15 protein-coding genes are annotated in these 22,122 nt (G+C 72.6%); 6 read left to right on the top strand and 9 right to left on the bottom strand.

Going from position 1 to position 22,122, the window contains the following annotated elements:
• Positions 1 to 20: 20 nt before the first annotated feature.
• A complete protein-coding gene (locus ACZ6ZI_RS11450; RefSeq protein WP_363052574.1) occupies positions 21 to 1,376 on the bottom strand; it encodes a M16 family metallopeptidase in 1,356 nt (451 codons plus the stop codon).
• Positions 1,377 to 1,612: 236 nt separating this feature from the next.
• Here ACZ6ZI_RS11450 and ACZ6ZI_RS11445 point away from each other — a divergent pair, with 236 nt between their 5' ends.
• Together ACZ6ZI_RS11445 and ACZ6ZI_RS11440 are read left to right on the top strand one after the other, a co-directional pair.
• A complete protein-coding gene (locus tag ACZ6ZI_RS11445; protein ID WP_469518822.1) occupies positions 1,613 to 4,069 on the top strand; it encodes a DNA gyrase/topoisomerase IV subunit A in 2,457 nt (818 codons plus the stop codon).
• 115 nt (positions 4,070 to 4,184) lie between these two features.
• Positions 4,185 to 6,386, top strand: coding sequence for a restriction endonuclease (locus ACZ6ZI_RS11440; protein WP_469518820.1), 2,202 nt, complete (start codon positions 4,185 to 4,187; stop codon positions 6,384 to 6,386).
• A 65-nt stretch (positions 6,387 to 6,451) separates the two neighbouring features.
• On the opposite strand, the gene ACZ6ZI_RS11435 is transcribed toward ACZ6ZI_RS11440, so the two are convergent.
• Positions 6,452 to 7,618, bottom strand: coding sequence for a CobW family GTP-binding protein (locus tag ACZ6ZI_RS11435; RefSeq protein ID WP_469518817.1), 1,167 nt, complete (start codon positions 7,616 to 7,618; stop codon positions 6,452 to 6,454).
• A gap of 14 nt (positions 7,619 to 7,632) precedes the next feature.
• Positions 7,633 to 8,820, bottom strand: a complete 1,188-nt coding sequence (locus ACZ6ZI_RS11430) for a citrate synthase (RefSeq protein ID WP_469518815.1) — start codon at positions 8,818 to 8,820, stop codon at positions 7,633 to 7,635.
• Between the two features lie 70 nt (positions 8,821 to 8,890).
• Between ACZ6ZI_RS11430 and ACZ6ZI_RS11425 the strand changes: the two genes are divergently transcribed.
• From ACZ6ZI_RS11425 to ACZ6ZI_RS11415, 3 genes are all read left to right on the top strand, one after another.
• A complete protein-coding gene (locus ACZ6ZI_RS11425; protein WP_469518813.1) occupies positions 8,891 to 10,198 on the top strand; it encodes a citrate synthase in 1,308 nt (435 codons plus the stop codon).
• Between the two features lie 133 nt (positions 10,199 to 10,331).
• Positions 10,332 to 11,948 carry an ATP-binding protein gene (locus ACZ6ZI_RS11420; RefSeq protein WP_469518812.1) on the top strand — a complete coding sequence of 539 codons (1,617 nt, stop codon included), beginning with the start codon at positions 10,332 to 10,334 and terminating at the stop codon, positions 11,946 to 11,948.
• A complete protein-coding gene (locus ACZ6ZI_RS11415) occupies positions 11,945 to 12,643 on the top strand; it encodes a DUF7342 family protein (protein ID WP_469518810.1) in 699 nt (232 codons plus the stop codon). The genes ACZ6ZI_RS11420 and ACZ6ZI_RS11415 overlap by 4 nt, the downstream gene beginning before the upstream one ends.
• A 61-nt stretch (positions 12,644 to 12,704) precedes the next feature.
• Here ACZ6ZI_RS11415 and ACZ6ZI_RS11410 read toward each other — a convergent pair whose 3' ends face one another.
• From ACZ6ZI_RS11410 to ACZ6ZI_RS11400, 3 genes are all read right to left on the bottom strand, one after another.
• Positions 12,705 to 14,297: a solute symporter family protein gene (locus tag ACZ6ZI_RS11410; RefSeq protein ID WP_469518809.1), complete on the bottom strand. Its 1,593-nt coding sequence runs from the start codon at positions 14,295 to 14,297 to the stop codon at positions 12,705 to 12,707.
• On the bottom strand, positions 14,294 to 14,779 hold the full coding sequence (locus ACZ6ZI_RS11405; protein ID WP_469518807.1) for a DUF485 domain-containing protein: 486 nt from the start codon (positions 14,777 to 14,779) through the stop codon (positions 14,294 to 14,296). Before ACZ6ZI_RS11405 ends, ACZ6ZI_RS11410 begins: the two co-directional genes overlap by 4 nt.
• 184 nt (positions 14,780 to 14,963) lie before the next feature.
• A complete protein-coding gene (locus tag ACZ6ZI_RS11400) occupies positions 14,964 to 17,084 on the bottom strand; it encodes a DNA gyrase/topoisomerase IV subunit B (protein WP_469518804.1) in 2,121 nt (706 codons plus the stop codon).
• Positions 17,085 to 17,531: 447 nt separating this feature from the next.
• Between ACZ6ZI_RS11400 and ACZ6ZI_RS11395 the strand changes: the two genes are divergently transcribed.
• Complete coding sequence (locus tag ACZ6ZI_RS11395) at positions 17,532 to 17,765, top strand: DUF7455 domain-containing protein (RefSeq protein ID WP_363052553.1); 234 nt, start codon at positions 17,532 to 17,534, stop codon at positions 17,763 to 17,765.
• 195 nt (positions 17,766 to 17,960) lie between these two features.
• Here the strand turns inward: ACZ6ZI_RS11395 and ACZ6ZI_RS11390 are convergent, their stop codons facing one another.
• The 3 genes from ACZ6ZI_RS11390 to ACZ6ZI_RS11380 form a co-directional block, all read right to left on the bottom strand.
• Positions 17,961 to 18,815, bottom strand: coding sequence for a S1 family serine peptidase (locus tag ACZ6ZI_RS11390; protein ID WP_469518801.1), 855 nt, complete (start codon positions 18,813 to 18,815; stop codon positions 17,961 to 17,963).
• A gap of 328 nt (positions 18,816 to 19,143) precedes the next feature.
• On the bottom strand, positions 19,144 to 20,721 hold the full coding sequence (locus ACZ6ZI_RS11385; protein ID WP_469518799.1) for an RNA polymerase sigma factor: 1,578 nt from the start codon (positions 20,719 to 20,721) through the stop codon (positions 19,144 to 19,146).
• A gap of 359 nt (positions 20,722 to 21,080) precedes the next feature.
• Positions 21,081 to 22,022 (bottom strand): FadR/GntR family transcriptional regulator, encoded by a 942-nt coding sequence (locus tag ACZ6ZI_RS11380; RefSeq protein WP_363052547.1) that lies wholly within the window; start codon positions 22,020 to 22,022, stop codon positions 21,081 to 21,083.
• Between the last annotated feature and the right edge of the window lie 100 nt (positions 22,023 to 22,122).

The following is a 22,122-nucleotide window of genomic DNA, read 5'->3' as shown; positions in this document are numbered from 1 at the left end:
GGTCACGGCTGCGGTGTCGCTCACTGGTCCGCCCCCTCGTTCTCGTGCTCGTCCTCGTCGGACTCGTCGTTCGCGGATCCGGCCGCCGGCTCGTAGACGAGCACCGCGCGGTTGTCGGGGCGCAGTCGGGCGGCGGCCACGGCCTGCACCTCCTCCGCGGTGACGTCCAGGACCCGCCCGACGGCGGTCAGCGCCAGCTGCGGGTCGCCGAACAGCACCGCGAAGCGGCACAGTTCGTCGGCCCGGCCGGCCACCGTGCTCAGCCGGTCCAGCCACTCGCGCTCCAGCTGTGCCTGGGCGCGCTCCATCTCCTCGGCGGTGGGGCCCTCCTCGGCGAAGCGGGCGAGCTCCTCGTCCACGGCCGCCTCGATGGCGGGCACCTCGACGCCGCTGGAGGTCTTCACGTCCAGCCAGCCCAGCGAGGGCGCGCCGGCGAGGCGCAGCATGCCGAAACCGGCCGCGACGGCGCTCTGGTCGCGGCGCACGAGGCGGTTGTGCAGGCGGGAGGACTCGCCACCGCCCAGGATCGTCAGGGCGACGTCGGCGGCGTCGCAGTCGCGGGTGCCGTCGTGCGGCAGCCGGTAGGCGGCCATCAGCGCGCGCGCCGGGACCTCCTCGACGATCTCCTCGCGCAGCTGCCCGCCCATGACCTCGGGCAGCGAACCGTCGCGCGGCGGCTGCTTGCCGTCGTGCGCGGGGATGCTGCCGAAGTACTTCTCGACCCAGGCCAGGGTCTGCTCGGGGTCGATGTCGCCGACCACCGACAGGACGGCGTTGTTGGGGGCGTAGTACGTACGGAAGAAGTTGCGCGCGTCCTCCAGGGACGCGGCGTCCAGGTCGGCCATGGAGCCGATCGGGGTGTGGTGGTACGGGTGGCCCTCGGGGTAGGCGAGGGCGGTGAGCCGCTCGAAGGCGGTGCCGTACGGGACGTTGTCGTAGCGCTGCCGGCGCTCGTTCTTGACGACGTCGCGCTGGTTCTCCATCGACTCCTCGTCCAGCGCGGCCAGCAGCGAACCCATGCGGTCCGCCTCCAGCCACAGGGCGAGCTCCAGCTGGTGGGCCGGCATGGTCTCGAAGTAGTTGGTGCGTTCGAAGCTGGTCGTGCCGTTGAGGGAGCCTCCGGCCCCCTGGACGAGCTCGAAGTGCCCGTTGCCCGGTACGCTCGCCGAACCCTGGAACATCAGGTGCTCGAAGAGGTGAGCCAGACCGGTCCGCCCCTTGACTTCGTGGCGCGAGCCGACGTCGTACCAGAGGCAGACGGCGGCGACCGGGGTGAGGTGGTCCTCGGACAGCACCACGCGCAGGCCGTTCGCCAGCCGGTGCTCGGTCGCTGTCAGGCCGCCGGAGCCCGCCTGAGCCGTTGCCGTGTGACCCATGGGCATGTGGTCCCTTCGCTCGCGATGCAGAGATTTCGTATCGACCTGCCACTGTATGCAAGCGCGCCGACCACCGGAGAAGTTCCCGGGCTCCCGCCTGGGTCGGAGTCGGCGTTGTCGGCGCCTCGGGCCACAATGGTCCGCGTCGCCCCCGTTCGGACGGCCCGTTCGGACAGACCGTCCGGATCGTACGAACCCCCGTACACCCCGATTCTTGGTTAAGGAGCCGCGCAGCGATGGCCCGCCGCAGCACGAAGACCCCGCCGCCGGAGGATTTCGAGGAGAAGATCCTCGACATCGACGTCGTCGACGAAATGCAGGGCTCCTTCCTCGAGTACGCGTACTCGGTGATCTACTCCCGCGCCCTGCCCGACGCCCGCGACGGCATGAAGCCGGTGCACCGGCGCATCGTCTACCAGATGAACGAGATGGGCCTGCGCCCCGACCGCGGCTACGTGAAGTGCGCGCGCGTCGTCGGCGAGGTGATGGGCAAGCTGCACCCGCACGGTGACGCGTCGATCTACGACGCCCTCGTGCGCATGGCCCAGCCCTTCTCGATGCGGCTGCCCCTGGTCGACGGCCACGGCAACTTCGGTTCGCTCGGCAACGACGACCCGCCGGCCGCCATGCGTTACACCGAGTGCCGGATGGCCGACGCCACGTCGTTGATGACGGAGTCGATCGACGAGGACACCGTCGACTTCACCGCCAACTACGACGGCCAGGAGCGCGAGCCCGTCGCGCTGCCCGCCGCCTACCCGAACCTCCTCGTCAACGGCGCCTCCGGCATCGCGGTGGGCATGGCCACCAACATGGCCCCGCACAACCTGGGCGAGGTCATCGCGGCGGCCCGCCACCTGATCCGTCACCCGGAGGCGGACCTGGAGGCGCTGATGCGCTTCGTCCCGGGTCCCGACCTGCCGACCGGCGGTCGCATCGTCGGTCTGTCCGGGATCAAGGACGCCTACGAGAACGGTCGAGGCACCTTCAAGATCCGTGCCACCGTGGCCGTCGAGGACGTGACCCCGCGCCGCAAGGGCCTGGTCGTCACCGAACTGCCCTTCACGGTCGGCCCCGAGAAGGTCATCGGGAAGATCAAGGACCTGGTCGGTTCGAAGAAGCTCCAGGGCATCGCGGACGTCAAGGACCTCACCGACCGCTCGCACGGCCTGCGCCTGGTCATCGAGATCAAGAACGGTTTCCACCCGGAGGCCGTCCTGGAGCAGCTCTACAAGCTGACGCCGATGGAGGAGTCCTTCGGCATCAACAACGTGGCGCTGGTCGACGGGCAGCCGCTGACCCTCGGCCTCAAGGAACTGCTGGAGGTCTACCTCGACCACCGCTTCGAGGTCGTGCGCCGGCGCAGCGAGTTCCGTCGGGGCAAGCGCCGCGACCGGCTGCACCTGGTCGAGGGCCTGCTCGTGGCCCTGCTCGACATCGACGAGGTCATCCGGATCATCCGCGACAGCGACAACTCCGCGCAGGCCAAGGAGCGCCTGATGGAGCGCTTCTCGCTGAGCGAGATCCAGACCCAGTACATCCTGGACACGCCGCTGCGCCGACTGACCCGCTTCGACCGGATCGAGCTGGAGTCCGAGCGCGACCGCCTCACCGGCGAGATCGACGAGCTGACGGGCATCCTCGACTCCGACAGTGAGCTGCGCAAGCTGGTCTCCTCGGAACTGGCCTCGGTCGCGAAGAAGTTCGGCACCCCGCGCCGCACGGTGCTGCTGGAGTCGGCGGGCACCTCGATCGCGGCGGTTCCGCTGGAGGTCGCGGACGACCCGTGCCGCGTGCTGCTGTCCTCGACGGGCCTGCTGGCCCGCACCGCGAACGGCGAGCCGCTGCCGCAGGAGGAGGGCGCGGGCCGCGCGAAGCACGACGTGATCGTCTCGCAGGTGGCGGCGACGGCCCGGGCGGACGTGGGCGTGGTGACCTCGTACGGCCGGCTGCTGCGGCTGTCGGTGATCGACCTGCCGCAGCTGCCGGACACCCACGCCGCGCCGAACCTGGCGGGCGGGGCGCCCGTCTCGGAGTTCGTCTCCGGGCTGGAGGCCGACGAGACGGTGATCTGCCTGACCTCCCTCGACGAGTCCTCTCAGGGGTTGGCCCTCGGCACCGAGCAGGGCGTGGTCAAGCGGGTCGTGCCGGACTACCCGGCGAACAAGGACGAGCTGGAGGTCATCACCCTCAAGGAGGGCGACCGGATCGTCGGCGCGGTCGAGCTGCGCACGGGCGAGGAGGACCTCGTCTTCATCACCGACGACGCACAGCTGCTGCGCTACCCGGCCGGACAGGTGCGGCCGCAGGGCCGTCCGGCGGGCGGCATGGCGGGCATCAAGCTCGCCGGCGACTCCAAGGTGATCCACTTCTCGGCGGTGGACCCGGCGCGCGACGCCCTGGTGTTCAGCGTGGCGGGCTCGCACGGGACGCTCGACGACTCCGTGCGTTCCGGGAAGCTGACGCCGTTCGACCAGTACCCGCGCAAGGGCCGCGCGACGGGCGGCGTGCGCTGCCAGCGCTTCCTGAAGGGCGAGGACGTCCTGGTGCTGGCCTGGGCCGGGAACGCCCCGGTGCTGGCCGCCGCCGCGAGCGGCGCCCCGGCCGCGCTGCCGGCCGTGGACCCGCGCCGTGACGGCTCGGGCACGGCTCTGCCGGCCTCGGTGGAGCACCTGGCGGGGTCCGCGCTGTAGCGCGGTGGGCGCGGTGGGACGCCGTCCCGCCGCCGGTCTTCGCCGGCGGCGGGTCGCGCACCCCGCGTGACGACTAGTGTTTTCCCGGTACGCGCGGGTGGGGGGAGCACAGCGGATGAGTCGTCGGCCGAGCGGGATGATCGGGGCCTGGGCCGAGGCCCAGCGGCAGGAGCAGCGGGCCCGGCTGCTTCAGCAGCGCGAGGCCGAACGCCGTGAGCGGGCCCACGAGCGGGAGCTGGCCCGCGGGCGCAGGGAGCAGCAGGCCGCCTACCGCCAGTACCGCGACGCCGAGGCTGCGCGCCGTACCGAGGAGCTCGACGCGGAGGTGGCGGCCCTTCAGGGGCTGCTGGCGGCGGGCTGTCGGGCGCCCGCGTTCCGGATGGCCGCCATGGTCCGGGACGAACGGCTCGAACCCTTCGACCCGGGCCCGCTCGGGCAGCCGGTGCCGATGCCGCAGCTGCGCCAGTTCCAGCAGCAGGGCGGCGGATGGGCGCTCGGCCCCGGCCGCCGGGCGCAGGCCGAACGCGAGGCGCACGACCACTACACCCGGGCCTGGCAGGCCGCACACGCCGCCGAGCAGGAGCGGCTGCGGCAACTGGCGGCGTACCGCGCGCAGTACGACCGGTGGGCGGCCGACCGGCTCGCGGAGGTCCGCGGGCACAACAGCGGGCTCGCCGAACTGGCGGACGCCCTGCGCGCCGGCGACGCGGACGCGGTGGTGGAGTACTTCTCGGCGGCCCTGTACGCCTCCACGGCCTGGCACCGGGACCTGCCGCGCCAGGTGTCGGCCGCCTACGACCGGGGCCCGCGCCAACTCGTCCTGGACTGGGAGCTGCCCCGGTTCGGGGTGGTACCGGAGACGAAGTCCGTGCGCTACATGCCGAGCACGGACCAGGACCGGGAGACGGCCCGGCCGGCCACGCAGCGCCGTGCCCTGTACCGGGACGTGTTGGCCCAGTGCGTGCTGCTGGTGCTGCGCGAGCTGTACGCGGCGGACGAGTTCGGGGCACTGGACTCGGTGGTGGTCAACGGGTTCGTGGACGACCACGATCCGGTGACGGGCCAGGAGGCCCGCATCGTCCTGGCCACCGTGCAGGCCACCCGGGCGGCCTTCTCGGGGCTGCGGCTGGAGCAGGTCAGCGCGGTGGACTGCCTGACCGACGGGCTGCGCGGGCAGCTGTCGGCGCGCCCGGAGCAGCCGACGGCCGTACGGGCGGGGCGCAGGCCCGACGAGGTCGCGGGCGCGGACGCCGTCGTGAGCCACGGCGGGCAGGCGGGCGACGGCGAGGACGAGCCGGACCTCTTCGCGATGGACCCGATCGCCTTCGAGAACCTGGTGGCGGAGCTGTTCCGGGCGATGGGCATGGAGGCGGTGACCACGCGGAGGTCGGGCGACGGCGGCGTGGACGTCGAGGCGCTGGACCCGGCCCCGATCCGGGGCGGGCGGATCGTGGTGCAGGTCAAGCGGTACCGCAACACCGTGCCGCCGACGGCGGTACGGGACCTGTACGGCACGGTCCAGGACGCGGGGGCGAACAAGGGGGTGTTGGTCACCACCTCGTCCTTCGGGCCGGGGTCGTACACCTTCGCCAACGGGAAGCCGCTGGAGTTGGTTCCCGGGGTGGACCTGGTGGAGCTGCTGCACCGGTACGGGCTGCGCGGACGGCTGGGCAGAACCCCGGCGTCCGGCCCGTCCTCGGCTTCCGCCTCGGCTTCGGCTTCGGCTTCGGCTTCGGCCGCGACCCTTCCGAACCAGCGCGCGCACGCGCCGACGCTGGTCGCCGTGCCCCTCGCGGCCGCGCCGGTACCCGCGCCCGCGGAGCCCGTCCCCGCCGACCACAACGTGCTGGGCATGACCTGGTCCGGTTCGGTGGCGCTGGACGTGTGCGCGCTGGTCTGCGAGGGCGGCCGGGTGTTGAGCGAGGACCATTTCGTGTTCTTCAACAATCCCGCCACCCCGGACGGTTCGGTCCGTTCCCGTCCGCATTCCGCACCCGACAGGGCCGCCGTGCAGGTCGGCTTCGACGCGTTGCCGCGGCGCGCCGACCGTCTGGTGCTGGTGGCCGCGATCGACCCGGAGGTCGATCCGGACGCCGACCTCGCGGGGTTCACGGACGCCCGGATCCGCCTGCTGGACGCCGGCGGGCGGGAGATCGACCGCCTGGAGGTCTCCGACGGGCGGGCGGGCGAGACGGCCCTGGTCCTCGGCTCGTTCCGGCGCCGCCCGAACGGCGACTGGAAGTTCGTCGTCGGCGGCAAGGGGTACCGGGGCGGGCTGGAGGACCTGCTGCGCGAGCACGGCGTCGACGTGGCCTGAGGCCGCCCGGGCCCGCACCCGCCGGCGCCTCCGACGACGCGTCCGACGACGTCTCCGCCGACGGGTCAGAACCCCTCGGGTTCCTCCCGCCCGTAGGAGCCGTCCCCGGGCTCCACCGGCTCCCCCTCGGCCCCGGACGGCGGCTTCGGCACGTACCGCAGCACGCCCCACATGCTCTCCGGGGGCAGCTCGCGCGGGGCCGGCTCGCGGCAGGCCTCCAGTTCGCGCAGCAGGCCCGGCCCGTCCGTGCCGGAGCCGATCAGGACCAACCGGGTGCGGCGCGGCTCCCCCCGCCCCCAGGGGCCGGGGGCGAAGCGCAGGAAGCGGCCGACCGCGTGGACCTCGTAGCGCTCCTCGTGGCCCGGTACGCCGAACCAGACGAAGCCCTTGATCCGGTAGAGGCCGGCCGGGCGGCGGTCGAGGAAGTCGATGAACCGGCGCGGGGAGAGGGCCTGCCCGGAGGTGAACTCGACGCTCTCGTACAGCGCGTGGGCGTGCGTGTCGTGCCCGTCGTGCCCGTCGTGCGTGTCGTGGGCGTCCGGGTGGGCGTGCTCCGCCCGGTCTTCCGCGAGGAGGTCCTCGAAGGAGAGTTGGCCCCGGGTCTCGGTCCAGGGCCGCCGGTCGAAGAGGAGCTCGGGATCGATCCGTCCGTGGTCGGCGCCGATCAGCGGGGTGCCCGGGGCGCAGAGCCGGGCGAGTTCACCCTCGATCCGGGAACGTTCGGCGGCGTCCACGCGGTCGGTCTTGTTGAGCACCACCAGGTCGGCGACGGCGAGGTGGCGGTCGGTCTCGGGGTGTCGGGCGCGGGTCGCGTCGAACTCGGCCGCGTCCACGACCTGGACCAGCCCGCCGTAGCGGATCGTCGGGTTCTCGTTGGCCACGAGCATCCGGACCATCTCCTGCGGTTCGGCGAGCCCGCTGGCCTCGATGACGATCACGTCGATCCGGTGGACGGGCGCCGCGAGCTTCTCGAGGTAGGCGTCCAGCTCGCTGCCGTCGACCGCGCAGCACAGGCACCCCCCGCCGAGGGAGACCATCGAGTCGCCGACCTGGCCCGCCACCGACATCGCGTCGATCTCGATCGACCCGAAGTCGTTGACGACCACCCCGACCCGGGTGCCCTCCCGGTGGGTGAGGAGGTGGTTGAGGAGGGTGGTCTTGCCCGATCCGAGGAAGCCGGAGAGGACGACGACGGGAACGGTCCGCTCGGGCTGCTGCTGCCTGCTGTTCACCCGGTCGATCGTAGTCAGATCGGAGCGGGGACCGATCGGGGCGGCGTCGGGCCGGTGTAGCGCGCGGCCGGACGGATGATCTTGGTGTCGGCGGCCTGTTCGAGGACGTTCGCGCTCCAGCCGACGACGCGGGCGGCGCAGAACGTCGGGGTGAACATCTCGCGCGGCAGCCCGCACAGCTCCATGACCACCCCCGCGTAGAACTCCACGTTGGTGTGCAGCTCCCGGCCCGGCTTGAGCTCGGCGAGGATCTCCTCGACCTGCCGCTCCACCTCCACCGCGAGCTCCACGAGGGGCCCGCCGAACCCGAGGGCGATCTCCTTCAGCATCCGCGAGCGCGGGTCCTCCGTGCGGTACACGGGGTGCCCGAAGCCCATGATCCGGTCCCCCGCGAGCACCCTCTCCCGGATCCACGGCCCGATGCGGTCGGCCGTGCCGATGGCGTCGAGCGTGTCCAGCGCGCGGCTGGGCGCCCCGCCGTGCAGCGGACCGGAGAGCGCGCCGATCGCCCCGGTCAGGCAGGCCGCGACGTCGGCGCCGGTGGAGGCGATCACGCGGGCGGTGAAGGTGGAGGCGTTGAAGCCGTGGTCGACGGTGGAGATCAGGTACCGCTCGACGGCGCGCGCCCGCACCCGATCCGGCTCGGTGCCGGTCAGCATCCACAGGTGGTTGGCGGCGTACGGGAGGTCGTCGCGCGGCTCGACCGGCTCCAGCCCCCGCCCGAGCCGGTACAGGGCGGCCAGCAGGGTGGGTACGGCGGCGCAGGCGGCGAGGGCGTCCGCGGCGCGGTCGGCCGGGGTGAGGTCGTACACCGGGCGGAAGCCGGCGTGGGCCCCCAGCAGGGAGAGCGCGGTGCGCAGCCCGGCGAGCGGCCCGGACCGCGCGGTGGCGCGGGCCAGGGCGGGCAGCGCCTCGCGCACCTCGGCGGGCAGGTGCCGCAGCCGGGTCGTCTCGGCGGTGAAGGCGGAGCGCTCGGCGGCGTCCGCGGGCAGGGCGCCGCGGAACATCAGGTGCCAGACGTCCTCGAAGGTGCGCGTGGCGGCCAGGTCGACGGCCGAGTACCCGCGGTAGTGGTAGAAGCCCTCGCGCCCCCGGACGTCGCCGAGGGCCGTCTCGGTGACCACGACGCCCGCGAGACCGCGGGGTACGTCGACGGGGGCGGCGGGCGTGGCGGGAGTGGGGGTGATGGCGGTGGTGTTCATGGATCGACCATCCATGCTTGACTCAATCCTTGTCAACGTTGATTGAATCAATATATGTAGGGTGTGCGTCATGACTGATCAGCCGCCCACCGGCACCCCGTCCGGCGCGCGCGACGCGCGACGGCTCACCACCCGGGAGGCGGCCCTCCTCCTCGGGGTGAAGCCCTCGACCGTGTACGCGTACGTCAGCCGCGGGCAGCTCACCAGCCAACGCGACCCCGTCGGCCGGGGCAGCAGTTTCGACGCGGCGGAGGTGGAGGCCCTGGCCCGGCGCAGTCGGCGCGAGGCCGCCGCGCCCGCCGGCGCGACCGGGGAACTCTCCGTACGCACCTCGCTGACCCTCATCGAGGCCGACCGGTACTTCTTCCGGGGCGTCGACGCCGTGGAACTCGCCGCGCGGTACGCGTACGAGGAGGTCGCCGAGTGGCTGTGGACGGGAACGGCCTCGCCCGGGGCCAGGTTCACCGCGCCCCCGGAGACCCTGGCCGCCGCCCGTCGCGCGGTCGCCGCCCTCCCGGCGCACAGCGGCCCGATCGACCGGCTCAGGGTCGCCGTGGCCGCGGCGGCGGTGGCGGACCCGCTGCGCTTCGACCTGTCCGAGGACGCCGTCCTGGGCTCCGCGCGCTGCCTGGTCCCGACCCTGGTCGGGGCCCTGCCGGTGCGCTCCCCCGCCTCCGACGACCCTGACGGCGGCGCCCGCGGTGGCCCCGGCGGCGGCACGGGCGGTGACGGCCGGCTGGCCCGGGAGCTCTGGGCGCGGCTGACCCCACGGGAGCCGGACCGGGAGGCCCTGGACACCCTCGACCTGGCCCTGGCCCTCCTCGTCGACCACGACCTGGCCGCCTCCACCCTCGCCGTTCGGGTCGCGGCCTCCGCCCGGGCCCACCCGTACGCGGCGGTCTCCGCCGGGCTCGGCGCCCTCGAAGGCCCCCTGCACGGGGCGGCGGGCCGGCTCGCGCACCGGATGCTCGCGGAGGTGCTGGAACGGGGCGGCGCCGCGCCCGTGGTCGCGGAGTACCTGCGCGCCGGCCGCCGCGTCCCCGGACTCGGCCACCGGCTCTACCGGGGCGAGGACCCCCGGGCACGGGCCCTGTTCACGCGCCTGGAGGCCGTGCCCGGGGCCGCGCCGGCGGCGGACGCGGCCCGCGACGTCGCGACGGTGATGGCCCGGCACGGGCTGCACCCCAACGTGGACCTGGCGCTCGCGGTGCTGACGCTGTCCTGCGGCATGTCGGCGGAGGCCGGGGAGACGGTGTTCGCGGTGGCGCGGTCGGCCGGCTGGATCGCGCACGCCCTGGAGGAGTACCGGGAACGGCCCCTGCGCATGCGCCCCAGCGGCCACTACGTGGGCCCCCGCCCTCCCCGCCCCCTGCCCTGACCCGACGGCGTTCCGGCCCGCGGGAAGGGCCCGGCCGTGACCGCGCGTGGGCGGGGGGTCCGGACCCCTCCCCGGCACGTCGGGTGAAGCCGGGCATTCCGCTGCCGCCGTCCGCGACCTACGGTTACTGCTCATGCGGTACCTCCCCACGAGCACGCGGCGCCTCGGCCTGCCCCGGCGGGCCGTCTCGCAGATCCTGCTCACCCAGCTGGCCCTCGCCGCCGGGGTCCTCGCGCTGGCCACGGGGCTGTTCCTGGCCCCGCTGAGCGCCCAGCTCGACGACCAGGCTATGCGGCGCGCGCTCGCCATCGCCCAGAGCACGGCGTCCGACCCGAACGTGGCCGCGGACCTCCTCACGACGCCCCCCACGGCGGACAGCCCCGTCCAGGCCGCCGCCGAGCGGGTGCGCCGCGCGACCGGCGCCGAGTACGTGGTCGTCCTGGACCTGAACGGCATCCGCCGCTCCCACCCCAGCCCCGACCGGATCGGTCGGCCCGTCTCCACGGACCCCGCCGACGCCCTGGCCGGCCGCGAGGTGATGGAGATCGACGAGGGCACCCTGGGCCGCTCCGCACGCGGCAAGGTCCCCCTCGTCGCCCCCGACGGGGAGATCGTCGGCGCGGTGTCCGTCGGCATCGCCTACGAAGGCGTCCGCGACCGGCTGCTGGCCGCCATCCCCAGCCTCCTCGCCTACGCCGGCGGAGCCCTCGCCGTCGGCGCCCTCGCCGCCTACCTGCTCTCCCGCAGGATCCAGCGGCAGACCCGGGACCTGGCCTTCTCCGATATCGCGAGCCTCCTCGCGGAGCGCGAGGCGATGCTCCACTCCATCCGCGAGGGAGTGATCGCCCTCGACGGGAACGACCGGGTCCGGCTCGTCAACGACGAGGCCGCCCGACTGCTGGGTCTGCCCCCGGACACCGCGCACACCCTCGCCGGGCGCCCCCTGGACGAGGTCCTCGACCCCGGCCGCACCAGCGACGTCCTGGCCGGCCGCGTCACCGGCCGCGACCTGCTCACGGTCCAGGGCCCGCGCGTCCTGGTCGCCAACCGGATGCCCACCGCCGACGGCGGCGCCGTCGCCACCCTGCGCGACCGCACCGAGGTCGAGCACCTCGGCCGCGAGCTGGACTCCACGAGGGGCCTGATCGACGCCCTGCGCGCCCAGGACCACGAGCACGCCAACCGCCTCCACACCCTGCTGGGCCTCCTCGAACTGGGCCTGCACGAGGAAGCCGTCGCCTTCGTGACGGAGGTCGTGGGCGTGCACCGCAGCACCGCCGAGCAGGTCACCGAGAAGGTCGGGGACCCCCTGCTGGCAGCCCTCCTGGTGGGCAAGGCCACCGTCGCCGCCGAACGCGGCGTCCCCCTGCGCCTCGCTCCCGCGGCGCTGCTGCCCGATCGTCTCGTCGACCCGGGCGGCCTCGTGACGATCCTCGGCAACCTCGTCGACAACGCCCTCGACGCGGCCGTGGGCTCGGCCTCGCCCCTGGTCGAGGTCGACATCCGCGCGCAGGGCCGCACGGCCGTGGTGACCGTGCGCGACAGCGGCCCCGGCATCCCCGCCGGGCGCCGCGAGGAGATCTTCACGGAGGGTTGGTCGACCAAGCAGCCCAAGGCCCACCGCGAGCGCGGCCTCGGCCTCGCCCTCGTACGCCGCCTCGCGGAGCGGCAGGGCGGCAGCGCCCGGGCCGGCGAGGCAGAGGACGGAGGGGCGGAGTTCTCCGTCGTACTTCCGGAGGCCCTGCGGTGAACGAGACCCCGATCCACGTATTGGTCGTCGACGACGACGTGCGTGTCGCCCTGATCAACGCGGCCTACGTCGCGAAGGTTCCCGGGTTCCGGGTCTGCGGACAGGCCCATTCGGCGGCCGAGGCACTGGAGTTCCTCACGACCCGCCCCGTCGACCTGCTCCTGCTCGACCACTACCTCCCCGACGAGAACGGACTCGACCTCGTCCGCCGCCTGCGCCAACAGGGCCACCACACCGATGTGATCATGGTCACGGCCGCCCGCGACCTGGCCACCGTCCAGGCCGCCATGCGCCTGGGCGCCCTCCAGTACCTGGTCAAACCGTTCACCTTCGCCGGACTGCGCGCCAAACTGGAGGCCTACGCCGCCCTGCGACGCTCCCTCTCCGGCGGCGGGGAGGCCGAACAGGACGAGGTGGACCGCATCTTCGGCGCCCTCGCCGCCGCCGGCGCCCCGAACGAACTGCCCAAGGGCCACTCCCCCACCACCGCCGAGCTCGTCCGCCAGGTCCTGCGCACCGCCGAGGGCCCCCTGTCCACCCAGCAGGTCGCCGACCGCGCCGGCATCAGCCGCCAGACCGCGCAGCGCTACCTCAAGCTCCTCGACCGGGCGGGCAGGGTCACCCTCGCCCTGCGCTACGGGGAGACCGGCCGCCCCGAACACCGCTACGCCTGGCGCCCGTCCACCGGCACGTGACGCCCCGGGGCCACTGCCACCCGGGCGTGCCCCGGACCCGGGTGGCCCCGTCCGGTGGGGCTCAGACCGCCCCGGCCCCGGTCAGGGAGCGGACCTCCGTCTGCGCGTGCCGTCGTTCGTCGGCCTCCTCGCCGGAGGTGACGGTGCCCAGCCAGCCCGCGAGGAAACCGAGCGGGATCGAGACGATCCCCGGGTTCTGGAGCGGGAAGTACTGGAAGTCCACGCCGGGGAAGAGCGAGTCGGGGCTCCCCGAGACCACCGGCGAGAGCACCACCAGCAGGACCGCCGGAACCAGTCCCCCGTACACCGACCAGACGGCCCCCCGCGTGGTGAATCCCCGCCAGAACAGCGAGTACAGCAGCGCCGGCAGGTTCGCCGAGGCGGCCACCGCGAAGGCGAGCCCCACCAGGAAGGCCACGTTCATGTCCTGGGCGAGCAGCCCGAGGGCGATCGCCACGGCCCCGATGCCGACGGCGGCGGTCCGGGCCACGGCCACCTCGCTGCGCTGACGGGCGCGGCGGCGCTTGAGGGAGGCGTAGAGGTCGTGTGCGACGGAGGCCGAGGAGGCGAGGGTGATCCCGGCGACCACCGCGAGGATCGTCGCGAAGGCGATGGCGGCGACCAGGGCGAAGAGCACCGCGCCACCGGTGGATCCGGCGCCGCCGCCGAGTTGGGCCGCGAGCAGCGGGACCGCGGTGTTCCCGGAGGCGTTGGAGGCCTTCACCTCGTCCGGCCCGACCAGCGCCGCCGCGCCGAAGCCGAGCACGATGGTCATCAGGTAGAAGCCGCCGATCAGGCCGATGGCCCACACCACCGAGCGGCGTGCCGCCCGGGCCGTCGGCACCGTGTAGAAGCGCGACAGGATGTGCGGCAGCCCGGCCGTGCCCAGGACGAGGGCGAGCCCGAGGCTCATGAAGTCGATCCTGTCCGTCCAGCCGCCGCCGTACCGCAGTCCGGGACCGAGGAACCGGGCCCCGTGCCCGCTGCGTTCGGCGGCCGAGGAGAGCAGCTGGCCGAGGTTCCCGTGGAAGCGCAGCAGGACCAGCACGGTCAGCGCGACCGCGCCCCCCATCAGCAGGACGGCCTTGACGATCTGGATCCAGGTGGTGGCCCGCATCCCGCCGAAGGACACGTAGACGACCATCAGCGCGCCGACCCCGATGACGGTCAGGGTCCGGGCGCCGGGGCCGGAGTCCCCGAGCAGCAGCCCCACGAGGCTGCCCGCGCCCACCATCTGCGCGACCAGGTACAGCACGGAGACCACCACCGAGGAGGTCCCGGCGGCGATCCGCACCGGGCGCTCCCGCATCCGGGCGGCGACGACGTCGGCGAGGGTGAAGCGCCCGCAGTTGCGGACCAGTTCGGCGACCAGGAACAGCACGATGAGCCAGGCGACGAGGAAGCCGACCGAGTACAGCAGGCCGTCGTAGCCGAAGAGGGCGATGAGGCCGGAGATGCCGAGGAAGGAGGCGGCGGACATGTAGTCGCCGGCGATGGCGAAACCGTTCTCCATGGGGGAGAACAGCCGCCCTCCCGCGTAGAACTCCTCGGCCGAGCCGTGCCGGTTGCGGCTGACCCACGTCGTGATGCCGAGGGTGACGGCGATGAAGAGGCTGAAGAGGACCAGCGCCAGCATCCGGTGTTCGGTGGTCATCGGCCCTCACCCCGCCGGCGACCGCGCTCCTGGCCGCGCTCCTGCTCGAAGACGGTCCAGCGCAGGTCGAGAGCGGCCCGGTCCCGGCGCAACCGCGCGTGCCGGGCGTACGCCCAGGTCAGCAGGAAGGTGCTGAGGAACTGTCCCAGACCGGCCAGGAGGGCCACGTTGACGGCGCCGAACACGGGCCGGGACATCAGCCCGGGCGCCGCCGTCGCCGCGATCACGTAGGCGACGTACCACAGGAGGAAGCCGACGGTCGCGGGGACGACGAACCTTCGGTACCGGGCGCGGACCTCCTGGAAGGCGGCGCTGCGCTGTACCTCCAGGTAGATGTCGGAGGCGTCGGGCGCGGTCCGCCCCTCGGCGGCGGGTCCGACCGGGACCGGCTCGTCGCCCTCGCCCCAGCCCACGGCCAGAGCGTCGTACCAGGGGTCGTCCAGCCGGATCGTTCCGGCATCACGACCGTCGTGCTTGTCCACCGAACTCTCCTTGTCCGCCGCCGCATTGGCCGCGTGCCCACAAGGATGTGCGGAATGGCTGGATTCCGGACTGGTGTCCCGGTGCTCTTCACTCCTTCAGGTGATGGAGGGAAGAGCACCGGTGTGCCGTGCGCGGGAATCGGCTCCGGGCGCGTCCGACGCTCCCGGAGCCGACCCGTGCGGATCAGGCGTCGATGCGCGAGCGGTCCAGGGTGGCCGCGGAGCCGGTGATGAACTCCTTGCGCGGAGCCACCTCGTTGCCCATGAGCAGGTCGAAGACCTGCTCCGCGGAGTCCAGGTCGCCGATGTTGATCCGCCGCAGGGTGCGGAAGCGGGGGTCCATCGTGGTCTCCGCGAGCTGGTCGGCGTCCATCTCGCCGAGGCCCTTGTACCGCTGGATCGAGTCCTTGTAGCGGATGTTCTTGCGCTGGTACTCCAGGAGCGTGCGGCGCAGTTCGTTGTCCGAGTACGTGTAGACGTACTTGTCCTGGCCGCGCTTCGGCTGGACCAGCTCGATGCGGTGCAGGGGCGGCACGGCCGCGAAGACCCGGCCCGCCTCCACCATCGGCCGCATGTAGCGCTGGAAGAGCGTGAGCAGCAGGCAGCGGATGTGGGCGCCGTCGACGTCGGCGTCGACGAGCAGGACGATCTTGCCGTAGCGGGCGGCGTCGAGGTCGAAGGTGCGGCCCGAGCCGGCTCCTATGACCTGGATGATCGCGCCGCACTCGGCGTTCTTGAGCATGTCCGAGACGGAGGACTTCTGGACGTTGAGGATCTTGCCCCGGATGGGCAGCAGCGCCTGGAACTCCGAGTTCCGCGCGAGCTTGGCCGTACCGAGGGCCGAGTCGCCCTCGACGATGAAGAGCTCGCTGCGGTCCACGTCGTCACTGCGGCAGTCGGCCAGCTTGGCCGGCAGCGACGAGGACTCCAGCGCGGTCTTGCGGCGCTGGGCCTCCTTGTGCTGGCGGGCCGCGATGCGGGTCCGGGCGGCCGCGACGATCTTCTCCATCACGGCGCGGGCCTGCTGCTTGTCGTCCCGCTTGGTCGAGGTCAGGAACGCCTTCAGCTCCTTGGCGACCACCGCGGCGACGATGCGGGTGGCGGCCGAGGTGCCGAGCACCTCCTTGGTCTGACCCTCGAACTGCGGCTCGGCGAGCCGGACGGTCACGACGGCCGTGAGGCCCTCCATCGCGTCGTCCTTGACCACGTCGTCCTCGGCCACGCGCAGCAGCTTCGCCGAGCGCAGGACCTCGTTCACCGTCTTGGCGACCGAGCGCTCGAAGCCGGAGACGTGGGTGCCGCCCTTGGGGGTGGCGATGATGTTCACGAAGGACTTGAGGTTGGTCTCGTAGCCCGTGCCCCAGCGCAGGGCGATGTCCACGCCCAGCTCGCGGGTGACCTCGGTGGGGGTCATGTGGCCGCGGTCGTCGAGGACCGGGACGGTCTCCTTGAAGGTCCCGGAGCCGGTCAGGCGCAGCACGTCGCAGACGGCCTTGTCCTGGGCGAGGTACTCGCAGAACTCGCTGATGCCCCCGTCGAAGCGGAAGGTCTCCTCGGTCTTGCCCGCGCCGTCGATGGCCCGCTCGTCGCGGACCACGATGGTCAGGCCGGGGACGAGGAAGGCGGTCTGGCGGGCGCGCTGGTAGAGCGTCTCCAGGTTGAGGCGGGCGTCCTTGAGGAAGATCTGCCGGTCGGCCCAGTAGCGGACCCGGGTGCCGGTCTTGCCCTTGGCGATCCGCTTGACCTTGCGCAGGCCGTTCCCCGGGTCGAAGGGGCTCTCGGCGCCCTGCTCGGTGAAGAGGCCGGGAACGCCGCGCCGGAAGCTGATCGCGTGCGTCGAGCTGCCCCGGTCGACCTCGACGTCGAGGCGGGCCGACAGGGCGTTGACCACGGAGGCGCCGACGCCGTGCAGACCGCCGGAGGCCGCGTACGAGCCCCCGCCGAACTTGCCGCCGGCGTGGAGCTTGGTCATGACGACCTCGACCCCGGAGAGACCGGTCTTGGGCTCGACGTCGACCGGGATGCCCCGGCCGTTGTCGCGGACCTCGACCGAGGCGTCCTCGTGGAGGACGACCTCGATGTGGTCGCAGTAGCCGCCCAGGGCCTCGTCGACGGAATTGTCGATGATCTCCCAGAGGCAGTGCATCAGGCCTCGGCTGTCGGTGGACCCGATATACATGCCGGGGCGCTTGCGGACGGCCTCGAGGCCTTCGAGGACGAGCAGGTGCCGCGCGGTGTAGTTGGAGCCGTCCCGGTCTGCTCCGGACAGCAGCGCGCTGGAAGGCACGGACGTGTCGGCGGTCACGCAGTTCGCTCCTCGCTGAATTTCTTTTCTGGCCCGGTCGGGCGCAGGGGTGGCTCGGTTGCCGGTCGAAGGGTACCGAGGCCTGGTAGAGCCGATGCAACGCCACCCTCGTGGGTTCCACAGCCTAGTCCAGATCCGCACGGGTGTTCGATCCCCCGTCAGGGTGAAGCAAACATCACGTTCCCTTCCAGGCATGAACCATTTAGGGTTCGGGCACGTCCTCATGAACAACCGGCACTCACGCCGGGGAGGACGGGAACTGCTACAAGCGAACGACTGACAACGCGAAACCGTAAAGCAACGCAATACGGCTCCTTCGCCGCCAACCGGCAACAGCCGGCCAGCTTCGGAAGGAAGTTTCGAGGAAAAGCCGCGAGCGGGAACGTTTTCGGCCTGGTTGGATGTTGACCCTGGTACGACAGCTCGTCGAGCTAGAGAAGAGGCGACGTGACTACTGTTCTGACCCCCGCGACCCCGCTGACGGCCGCTGACCGATGCGACCGTTGCGGCGCCCAGGCATATCTGCGCGTCGTCCTCCTGAGCGGTGGTGAACTGCTCTTCTGTGCCCACCACGGGCGCAAGTTCGAGCCGGAACTCAAGAAGATCGCCGCGGAAATACAGGATGAGACCGAGCGGCTCACCGCTCCGGCCGCCAACACGGCCGACCACGAGGACCGCTGACACAAGGCCTGACCTCGCATCCGACGAGCAAGGACCGGCCCGGCCGGTCGACGGGCGGCGCCCCTGTAACCCAGGGACGTCGCCCGTCCTCATATCCGGGGCACTTCCCGCACCGGGTGCACCGTTCGACCCCCGCACCCCCTTGCCGGGCCGTACGGGGTGCCTGGAGCCCCTCCGGGCACCCCGTACGGTGCCTTACACCCCGTCCTGCCGCGAGCCGCTCTCAGGGCCGCTCACGAAGGCGACCAACGGCGCGATCCGCGTGTACACCCCCGGGCTGTCCGCACGCCCGCAGCCGCGCCCCCAGGACACCAGCCCGATCAACCGGCCCCGTGCCACCAGCGGACCCCCGCTGTCCCCCTGACAGGCGTCCTTGCCGCCCCCCTGGTCACCGGCGCACACCATGGACTCCGCGAGGTAGCGGCCGTCCGCGCCTCCCGGGTACGCCCGCAGGCAGGACTCGTCGTCCAGCACCGTCACGCGCGCCGCCCGCAGCCCGTACGCGTAGTCCCCGAAGCCGCTCGTGTCGCCCCAGCCGTAGACGTCGGCGTCCGTACCGGCCGCGTACGCGTCGTCACCGGCCGTCGCCATCGGCAGGACGTGGGCCGCCGGCACGGCCTCGGCCAGCTCCAGCACCGCCAGGTCCCCCGCGTTGCTGCGCGCGTCGTAGTCCGGATTGACCCGGGCCGCGCTGACCGCGATCTCGCGGCCCTCGTCGCCGTGCAGTTCCGTACGGCCGGTGATCACCCGCAGGTCGGTGAGGGACTCGACGGGGCCGCCCAACACCTGGCGGCCCAGGCAGTGGGCGGCCGTCACGACCGTGGTCGGGGCGACGAGGACCCCGCCGCAGAACTGCCCGTCGCGGATACCCCCGAACCGGTCACGGCTGGCGAGGGCCACCACCCAGGGGCTGTCCGCCACCTTCACCGGCTTGCCACCTATGACGACGCCGTCGGCGGCGGCCCTGGGGGCCGGGGCCAGCGGAGTCGCGGCGGCGCCCGCCACCAGGGCCAGGGCGCCCACCAGGGCACGGGGCAGGGAAAGACGCATAGGGTCTCCTGACGCTGAGTGTGTACGACTCCACCCAGAGTGGAATGACCCGTGGCCGTGCGCACCCGCGCGAACGGCGGCGCACCCGCACGAGCGGCGTGCGCGCGTGCCCCGGCGGACGTGCGCGCCCCGACCGGCGTGCGTACCTCCGACGGGTGCGCCCCCTCCCGGAGGAACGCACCGCGCCGTGTCGTCCCGCCCCGTCGCTTCCGCCCCGCCCCGCCCCGCCCCGCCCCGCCCCGCCCCGGACGCAGGTCGGCCGGACCCCTTCAGGGGCCCGGCCGAACGGCGTGTGCGGGCGCGAGCGCGAGCGGTGTCGGCTACCCGATCAGTCGAGGTAGTCGCGCAGCACCTGCGAACGCGACGGGTGGCGCAGCTTCGACATGGTCTTGGACTCGATCTGGCGGATGCGCTCGCGGGTGACCCCGTAGACCTTGCCGATCTCGTCCAGCGTCTTGGGCTGGCCGTCGGTGAGGCCGAAGCGCATCGAGACCACGCCCGCCTCGCGCTCGGAGAGCGTGTCGAGGACCGAGTGCAGCTGCTCCTGGAGGAGCGTGAAGGACACCGCGTCCGCCGGGACGACGGCCTCGGAGTCCTCGATGAGGTCACCGAACTCGCTGTCGCCGTCCTCGCCGAGCGGCGTGTGCAGGGAGATCGGCTCGCGGCCGTACTTCTGGACCTCGATGACCTTCTCGGGGGTCATGTCGAGTTCCTTGGCCAGCTCCTCCGGGGTGGGCTCGCGGCCCAGGTCCTGGAGCATCTGCCGCTGGACGCGGGCCAGCTTGTTGATCACTTCGACCATGTGCACCGGGATGCGGATGGTGCGGGCCTGGTCGGCCATGGCCCGGGTGATCGCCTGCCGGATCCACCAGGTCGCGTAGGTGGAGAACTTGTAGCCCTTGGTGTAGTCGAACTTCTCCACGGCGCGGATCAGACCCAGGTTGCCCTCCTGGATCAGGTCCAGGAAGAGCATGCCGCGGCCGGTGTAGCGCTTGGCCAGCGAGACCACGAGGCGGAGGTTGGCCTCCAGCAGGTGGTTCTTGGCGCGGCGGCCGTCCTCGGCGATGATCTCCAGCTCGCGCTTGAGCTTGGGCGCGAGCTTGTCGGAGTTCGCGAGCTTGTCCTCGGCGAAGAGTCCGGCCTCGATGCGCTTGGCGAGCTCGACCTCCTGCTCGGCGTTGAGGAGGGGGACCTTGCCGATCTGCTTGAGGTAGTCCTTGACGGGGTCGGCGGTGGCTCCCGCCACGACCACCTGCTGGGCGGGGGCGTCGTCCTCGTCGTCGGAGATGACGAAGCCCTTGTTGCCCTCGCCCTCCTCCTCTTCCTCGCCCTCGGCCTTCGCCGCGTCGGGACCCTCGTCGGGGGTCTCCTCGTCGCCCTCGTCCGCGTCCTTCTTGGCGGCGGTCTTCTTGGCCGCCGTCTTCTTCGCGGTCGTCTTCTTTGCGGCGGTCTTCTTGGCCGTCGCCTTCTTCGCCACCGTCTTCTTCGCCACGGGCTCGGCGGCGTCCGCCTCGGCGAGGCCGTCCACGGGCTCGGGGGCCGCCGTCCCGTTCTCCCCGGTCGGGGGAGCGTCGGCGGCGGTCGGCGCGACCGCCGGCTTCGCCGCGACGGTCCGGGTCGTCGTCGTCCGCTTGGCGGGGCTCTTCGCCGCGACGCTCTTGCGGGGGGTGCGCTTGGGCGATTCCGCGGCACTGACCATCAGCGTCACACCCTCTTCCTCGAGGATCTGGTTGAGGCTGCGCAGAACATTCTTCCACTGGGTCGCAGGAATCTGGTCAGCCTCGAAGGCCCGACGCACGTCATCGCCGGCGATCTGCCCCTCGGCCTTGCCCCGCTCGATGAGCGCCATCACAGACTCGGAATCGGCGATCTCCGGCGGGAGCGTACGGGATGTGCTGGCCGACACGAACAACCTCTCGGAACGATGGGAACGGCTTCCGACCCCGGCCTGGTGCTGGACCGGAGCCGACGACCACCGACTGGGGATGGGCCGGGGGCGCGGGCAGGGGCCGGGGAGCTGTCCAGCACCCCCAAGGGCTGCTGTCTTCCCTCCGTCGGCCATCACTGCTTAGGTCATCGCGTGACGTCGCGGAGCGTTACGCCCAATCTTTCGTGGCCCGAATCACATCCGCCCCGCGCACACGCCGGTACCACGGGCGTACACGCCCCGCCCGGGGCGCGCGGCGGCCCCGCACGCCGGAGTCGCCGGACCCGTACTCGGGCCCGGCGACAGTGGTGCACCCCGCGCCCCCGCGCGTCGGCGGGTCAGTGCTCGCGCGGGGCGGGGACCACGCGCTCGACCTCCGGATGCACCGTCAGCAGCTGGCGCATGGCGTTCTCGGCACCCGTGGCGTCCCCCGCGGCGAGGGCCTCGACCATGCGCGCGTGGTGCGCGACGCAGGTCTCGCTGGGGCGGTCGCAGGCGGTGACGGGGCCGCCGGACACCTGGAGCGCGGCGGAGACGATGCCGGAGAGGTGCTCCAGCATGCGGTTGCCGGCGATCTGGATCAGGAGGGCGTGGAACTCGTTGTCGGCGCGGGTGAAGGTGATGGCGTCGCCCTGGCCGAGGGCGTGACCCATGATCTCGACCATGTCGGCGAGGCGCTGCTGGATGTCCGGGCGGTCGTGGCCGGCGGCCAGGCGGGCGGCCAGCGGCTCGATCGTCCAGCGGAGCTCGTTGAGCTCGCGGCGCTGGTCGTCGCGCTGGGGTCCGAAGGCGCGCCATTCGATGATGTCGGGGTCGAGCAGGTTCCAGTCGGCCACCGGCCGGACGCGCGTGCCCACGTTGGGGCGGGCGCTGACGAGGCCCTTGGCCTCCAGGACCCTCAGCGACTCGCGTACGACGGTGCGGGAGACCTCGAAGCGCTGGCCGATCTCCTCCGGGACCAGGGGACGGTCCGCGCCGAGGTCGCCGGAGACGATCATCTGGCCGAGCTGCTGGACGAGTTGGCCGTGCAGTCCGCGGCCGCGGCTGCCCGCGGCGCGGCGGCCGACACGGCTCAACTCGACGTCGGCGCCGTCCCAGTGGGGCGGGCCGACGCGGTCGGACCCGGATGCCTCCGGGTAGGGGTAGCGGTCGAGTTCGCCCGAGCCGGCGAGGCCGGTGTCGGCATGGCGGGCGGCGGTCATCATGGTGTGCGCAAGGGTACTCACGAATCCTTTGTCGGTCGTGCCTCCATGACCCTTGAGGTCTTTGGTGAAAAGCACACGAAAGGGTGATCGGTGCCACCTACGCAATTGACGACTTATCGTAAAGAATCGGGCCTTTTGCGAGGAGTTGCGGTCCCCTTCGCATGATGGGGTGCGA

Source organism: Streptomyces sp. NPDC103540, assembly GCF_055584445.1.
This window is presented reverse-complemented; position numbering and strand designations above follow the sequence as displayed.

Coding starts and splice junctions, on each gene's coding strand:
- ACZ6ZI_RS11420 (WP_469518812.1), top strand. CDS start 10,332: ATGCGGTACCTCCCCACGAGCACGCGGCGCCTCGGCCTGCCCCGGCGG.
- ACZ6ZI_RS11450 (WP_363052574.1), bottom strand. CDS start 1,376: ATGGGTCACACGGCAACGGCTCAGGCGGGCTCCGGCGGCCTGACAGCG.
- ACZ6ZI_RS11430 (WP_469518815.1), bottom strand. CDS start 8,820: ATGAACACCACCGCCATCACCCCCACTCCCGCCACGCCCGCCGCCCCC.
- ACZ6ZI_RS11425 (WP_469518813.1), top strand. CDS start 8,891: ATGACTGATCAGCCGCCCACCGGCACCCCGTCCGGCGCGCGCGACGCG.
- ACZ6ZI_RS11410 (WP_469518809.1), bottom strand. CDS start 14,297: ATGACCACCGAACACCGGATGCTGGCGCTGGTCCTCTTCAGCCTCTTC.
- ACZ6ZI_RS11445 (WP_469518822.1), top strand. CDS start 1,613: ATGGCCCGCCGCAGCACGAAGACCCCGCCGCCGGAGGATTTCGAGGAG.
- ACZ6ZI_RS11440 (WP_469518820.1), top strand. CDS start 4,185: ATGAGTCGTCGGCCGAGCGGGATGATCGGGGCCTGGGCCGAGGCCCAG.
- ACZ6ZI_RS11390 (WP_469518801.1), bottom strand. CDS start 18,815: ATGCGTCTTTCCCTGCCCCGTGCCCTGGTGGGCGCCCTGGCCCTGGTG.